At 69.3% G+C, this 5,162-nt stretch carries 5 protein-coding genes; 1 reads left to right on the forward strand and 4 read right to left on the reverse strand.

All coding sequences use genetic code 11. The features are described 5' to 3' along the window. A partial coding sequence (locus ASG00_RS01435) for a radical SAM protein (protein ID WP_235559037.1) occupies nt 1-769 on the reverse strand: 769 nt, incomplete at its 3' end. Between the two features lie 122 nt (nt 770-891). Between ASG00_RS01435 and ASG00_RS01440 the strand changes: the two genes are divergently transcribed. Then, on the forward strand, nt 892-1,809 hold the full coding sequence (locus ASG00_RS01440; protein ID WP_056206283.1) for a M15 family metallopeptidase: 918 nt from the start codon (nt 892-894) through the stop codon (nt 1,807-1,809). 25 nt (nt 1,810-1,834) lie between these two features. Here the strand turns inward: ASG00_RS01440 and ASG00_RS01445 are convergent, their stop codons facing one another. From ASG00_RS01445 to ASG00_RS01455, 3 genes are read right to left on the reverse strand one after another with little or no spacing between them, the layout of a single operon-like run. Next, nucleotides 1,835-3,496: a tripartite tricarboxylate transporter permease gene (locus tag ASG00_RS01445; RefSeq protein ID WP_082482964.1), complete on the reverse strand. Its 1,662-nt coding sequence runs from the start codon at nt 3,494-3,496 to the stop codon at nt 1,835-1,837. Between the two features lie 7 nt (nt 3,497-3,503). Then, the gene (locus ASG00_RS01450; RefSeq protein WP_082482965.1) at nt 3,504-4,058 is read right to left on the reverse strand and encodes a tripartite tricarboxylate transporter TctB family protein; all 555 of its coding nucleotides are present in this window, start codon (nt 4,056-4,058) and stop codon (nt 3,504-3,506) included. Then, nucleotides 4,055-5,050 (reverse strand): Bug family tripartite tricarboxylate transporter substrate binding protein, encoded by a 996-nt coding sequence (locus tag ASG00_RS01455; protein WP_056206286.1) that lies wholly within the window; start codon nt 5,048-5,050, stop codon nt 4,055-4,057. Before ASG00_RS01455 ends, ASG00_RS01450 begins: the two co-directional genes overlap by 4 nt. Between the last annotated feature and the right edge of the window lie 112 nt (nt 5,051-5,162).

Raw genomic sequence — 5,162 nt, forward strand, 5'->3', positions numbered from 1 at the left:
CGCCGTAGACGACGCGCGCCGCTCCCGCCTCACGGATACGCCGCAGCGCATCGTCGAGCTGGGCGATCGAGTCGGTGAGGTGGGGGAGCACGGGCATCAGGAACACCGTCGGGCGGAAGCCCGCGTCGGCGGCGGCGCGCACCGTCGCCAGGCGCGCGGCGGCCGTCGGGGTGCCGGGTTCGAGAGCGCTCTGCAGGGCGTCGTCGAACACGGCGATCGAGAACGCGAGTGATACGTCCACCTCGTCGTGCGCGGCGGCGAGCAGCGGGAGGTCGCGGCGCAGCAGCGTGCCCTTGGTGAGGATCGACAGCGGTGTGCCCGAGGAGGCGAGCGCGTCGATGATGCCCGGCATGAGCCGATAGCGCCCCTCCGCCCGCTGATACGGATCGGTGTTGGTGCCGAGGGCGACGTGCTCCCGGCCCCAGCTGCCGCGGCGCACCTCGGCGGCGAGCACCTCCGCGACGTTGATCTTCACGACGATCTGGGTGTCGAAGTCGCGACCGCCGTCGAGGTCGAGATAGGTGTGCGTGCCGCGCGCGAAGCAGTAGACGCAGGCGTGACTGCACCCGCGGTAGGGGTTCACCGTCCAGTCGAACGGCATCGCGGATGCCCCCGGCACGTGGTTCAGCGCCGACTTGGCCAGCACCTCGTGGAAGGTGATGCCTGCGAACTCGGGAGTCGTGACGCTGCGCACGATGCCGCCATCGCGGTCGAGGCCCGCGAGGGCCGCGGCATCCGTCTCTCCGACGCGTTGACCGTTCCACCTCATGCGCACAGTCGAACAAAGCATCGATGTTAAGTCAAGTCTGGCGGCGCCCACTATCGTAAATAGGTGAGGGTATGTGAATGCGATGGGTCGCGGCCGCACGCATCGCGGCACACAATGGACTGATGGCCGACGCCCCGCGGATCTCCGCGCTCCGATGGACCGTCACGATCGGCCTGGTCGCGATCGTGGTGGCGTCGGCGTGCGCGTTCGCGGTGCTGCCGCGTCTCGTGGCGCCGCGACACGTGGCCGCTGCGCCCGCCGTCGCTGCCGCACTCCCCGTCCCGGCACTCACGTCGACGCCCAACCCGGCGCCGCGGCCCTGCGACGACCCGGCGGTCACCGCGGCGCTCGCCGCGCGTGACGACGAGGCCGTCATCACGGCCGTGGGCGGTGGTGCCGCGTTCCGCGACGCCGTGGTCTCCGGAGACGCCCCCTGCATCACCCTCGCCGACGCGAACCACGTCTGGGTCGTCGTCGACAAGGCGCGCCCGCTCGAGCCGCTGTCCTTCGCGCCGGCCGCGCTCGCCAAGGTCGGTGTGCGCCTCGTGAACGGGGCAGGTCAACTGCAGCCGCCCGCCGCTGCCGCCCTCACCACGATGTCGGATGCCGCGGCCGCTGCGGGCGTGGGCGGCCTCGGGGTGGTGAGCGGCTACCGGTCGTACCAGACGCAGGTGAGCACGTACGCGTCGAATGTCGCGAACGGCGGCAAGGCGGCTGCCGATGCGACGAGCGCTCATCCCGGATACAGCGAGCACCAGACCGGGTTCGCGACGGACGTCGTCTCGTGCACCTCTGCCGGATGCGGCACGATGGACGGCTTCGGCACGTCGGCGGCCGGGAAATGGGTGGCCGAGAACGGCTGGCGCTACGGATTCATCGTGCGCTACGAGCCGGGGCAGACGGCGGTGTCGGGGTACGACTCCGAGCCCTGGCACCTGCGCTACATCGGGCCGCAGCTCGCGGCGGCGTACCATGACGGCGGGTTCCACACGCTCGAGGCGTTCTTCGGACTGCCCGCCGCGCCGAACTACCTCGGGTGACCGGTCCGGCCACCCGAGGCATCCGTCATCGCTCGTCGTGTCGATCGCGCTGCGCGGCTCGCGCCATACGCGTTGCCTCTTCCGTTCGAATCGTGTCGGTCGACACCTCGGACGGACGCTCGCCCTCGTCCCACAGCCGATCCACCGCTGCGGCGGGGGATGTCGTTGCGGCGAGCGAGGCCTCGAGGGCACGCTCATAACGGTTCTGACGACGCTTGAGCCATAGTCCCGCGGCGACGAGCACGATCAGCACCGCGTAACAGGTCGCCGCGAACGGATGCAGCACGAGATCGCCCATGCTGCCCTGGCTCAGCTGGAGCGCCTTACGCAGCTGCTGCTCGCCCATCGGGCCGAGGATGAGGCCGACGATGAGGGGGGCCACCGGGTAGCCGAAGCGCCGCATGACATACCCGAGTGCCCCGACGATCAGAAGGATGAGCACGTCGATCGTCGAGAACCGCACCGCGTAGGCGCCGAGGGCGGCGAACGTCAGGATTCCGGCGTAGAGGTACGGACGGGGGATCTGCAGGAGCTTCACCCAGATGCCCGCGAGCGGCAGATTCAGCACCAGTAGCAGCACGTTGCCGATGTAGAGGCTCGCGATGAGCGCCCACACCAGGTCGCCCTGCGACTGGAAGAGCTGCGGCCCGGGCTGGATGCCGTACGACTGGAATGCCGTGATGATGATCGCGGCGGTCGCGGTCGTCGGAAGACCGAGTGTCAGGAGCGGGACGAGCACACCGGCGGCGGCGGCGTTGTTGGCTGCCTCGGGGCCGGCGACCCCCTCGATCGCCCCACGTCCGAACTGCTTCTTGTGGCGCGAGAAGCGCTTCTCGGTGGCGTACGACAGGAACGTGGCGACATCGGCGCCGCCCGCCGGGATCGTTCCGATCGGGAAGCCGATCGCGGTGCCGCGCAGCCACGGCTTCCACGATCGGCGCCAGTCCTCGCGGGACATCCAGCTGCGCCATCCGCGAGTCACGGGGATGATCGGGATCGGCCCGCTGCGCAGTCTCGCTGCAACGTAGAGCGCCTCGCCGACTGCGAACAGCGCGACCGCGACGAGAACCACACTGATGCCGTCGGAGAGCGCAAGCATGCCCATCGTGTAGCGCGCCTGACCGGTGGTCTGCTCGGTGCCGACGAGGCCGATGAGCAGGCCGATGCCGAGAGAGGCGATGCCGCGGGAGACCGACGAACCCAGCAGCGCGCCTACCGTGATGAACGCCACGACGATGAGGGCCACGAAGTCGGCCGGCGCGAGGTTGACCGCGAAGCCGGCGATCACCGGCGCGAAGAGCGTCAGGAGGGCGGTCGCGATGGTGCCGGCGACGAATGAGCCGATGGCGGCAGTCGCGAGCGCTGCTGCTCCCCGACCGAGTTTGGCCATCTTGTTGCCTTCGATCGCCGTGATGACCGACGCCGACTCGCCCGGGGTGTTCAGCAGGATGCTCGTGGTCGAGCCGCCATACATGCCGCCGTAGTAGATGCCTGCGAACGTGATGATCGCGGCGGTGGGTGGCAGTGAGTACGTCAGCGGCAGCAGGAGCGCCACCGTCATCGCCGGCCCGATGCCGGGGAGTACGCCGACGGCGGTTCCGACGAGCACGCCGATGAACGCGAACAGCAGGTACTCGGGCTGGACGGCCGTGGCGAAGCCCTGCAGGAGGAGGGAGATGTTGTCCATGAGGTTCCTAGAAGAGGGGGCCGGGGCCGTACCAGGCGTCGAATGCCCAGCCGCGGGGGAGGAAGAGCCCGAGGCCCTCGCCGAACAGGATCTGGGTTGCGATGCCCAGAACGAGCCCGGCGGTGAGAGCGATCCACCACTTCTTGGCGCCGAGGCTGAGGGCTGCGCCGCCGAACAGAAGTGCTGCGGTGAGCCACCAGCCGAGAACGTCCAGCAGCAGAACGACGCCGACGAACAGCAGCACGAGCTTCGTGATCGTCCACCAGTCGGTGCGGGCACTCGAATCGATGTCCTCGCCCTCCTCGCGCTGACCGAGGCGGCCGCGGAGCACGCCGAAGATGAGAGCGACGCCGGCACCGATGAGCAGCGCCGACACGAGGAACGGGAAGACGCGCGGGCCCACCTGGGCGCCGGCGGGGGTGCGGATCGCAAAGGCGCCGATCAGCGCGTAGAGGCCGAGGCCGAACACCAGCGCCGCGAACACGAGCTCCCCGATGCGATCCCCGCTCCACCTCCGGGGCGGCGACGCCGCCCCGGAGGTGGGAGTGATGTCCGTCGTCACGACGTGAGCCCGATGTTCTTCAGCGTCGACTGCACGTCGGAGATGTTGGCGGTGAGGAATGTCGAGAGCTCATCCCCGGTGAGGAACGCGTCCGTCCAGCCCTTGTCCTTGAGCGTCGCCTGCCACGCAGCCGATGCGTGCATGCGGGTGATCAGGTCGACCAGTTGCTGCTTCTGCTCGGCGCTGATACCGCCCGGTGCGAGAAGCCCGCGCCAGTTCGTGTAGACGACGTCGTAGCCCTGCGAGGTCATGGTGGGCGCCGAAGGGATCAGGGCCGCCGGGGCGTCACTGGACACCGCGAGGGCGCGCAGGTCACCGGAGGTGACGTATTCGGCGAATTCGCCGACGCCGGAGATGCCGGCCGACGCGTTCTTGCCGAGAAGCAGCGACACCGCTTCACCGCCGCCGGAGTTGGGCACATAGTTGAGCTTCTCGGTGATGCCCGCCCCGTCGAGGCCTGCGGACTCGAGCAGCAGCCCCGCGAGGATGTGGTCGGCGCCACCGGCGGAGCCGCCGGTGATGGTGATCTTCTGCCCATCGGCGAGCACCGCGTCGACCAACTCCTTGAGCGTCTGGTACGGCGAATCCTTGGGCACGACGACCACCAGGGGCTCGTCGGTCAGCCGGGCGATCGGTGTCGTGTCCTCGAGTCGGTTCTGCGCCGAGTTCGTCTCCACCGCGCCCACCATGACCAGGCCCGTGACCATGAGGGTGTACGGGTTGCGCTCATTCGCGAGCGAGGCGAGGCCGACCGTGCCTCCGGCGCCGCCCACGTTGTTGACCGGAGCGGCGCCGACCAGCTTGTCGCCGGTGAGAGTCGACGAGATCGCGCGACCGGTCTGGTCCCAGCCGCCGCCAGGATCGGCGGGAACGATGATCTGCACAGATGACGGTCCGGCTGCAGAGCCGCCGCTCGATGCCTGCGGATGGCAGGCCGTCAAGCTGAGGGCGACCGCCGCGAGCAGGGCGGCGGTGGCGAAGCGTGTGCGCATGTGAGGTCGACTCTCCTTCGAGTACGGGGATGCGCCGTCGCATCCCCTCAATGCCACCCGACGTTAGGCCGTGTTGATCAAGAGGTTTCGGTGTTCGGTGGGCGAGTCTTGA

Origin of the sequence: Microbacterium sp. Leaf351, assembly GCF_001423825.1 — a bacterium.
In the GTDB taxonomy this organism is placed as follows: domain Bacteria; phylum Actinomycetota; class Actinomycetes; order Actinomycetales; family Microbacteriaceae; genus Microbacterium; species Microbacterium ginsengisoli.

What these genes read in the sequence shown, in the direction of transcription:
- ASG00_RS01445 (WP_082482964.1), bottom strand. Translation starts at nt 3,496, where the DNA reads ATGGACAACATCTCCCTCCTCCTGCAGGGCTTCGCCACGGCCGTCCAG.
- ASG00_RS01455 (WP_056206286.1), bottom strand. Translation starts at nt 5,050, where the DNA reads ATGCGCACACGCTTCGCCACCGCCGCCCTGCTCGCGGCGGTCGCCCTC.
- ASG00_RS01440 (WP_056206283.1), top strand. Translation starts at nt 892, where the DNA reads ATGGCCGACGCCCCGCGGATCTCCGCGCTCCGATGGACCGTCACGATC.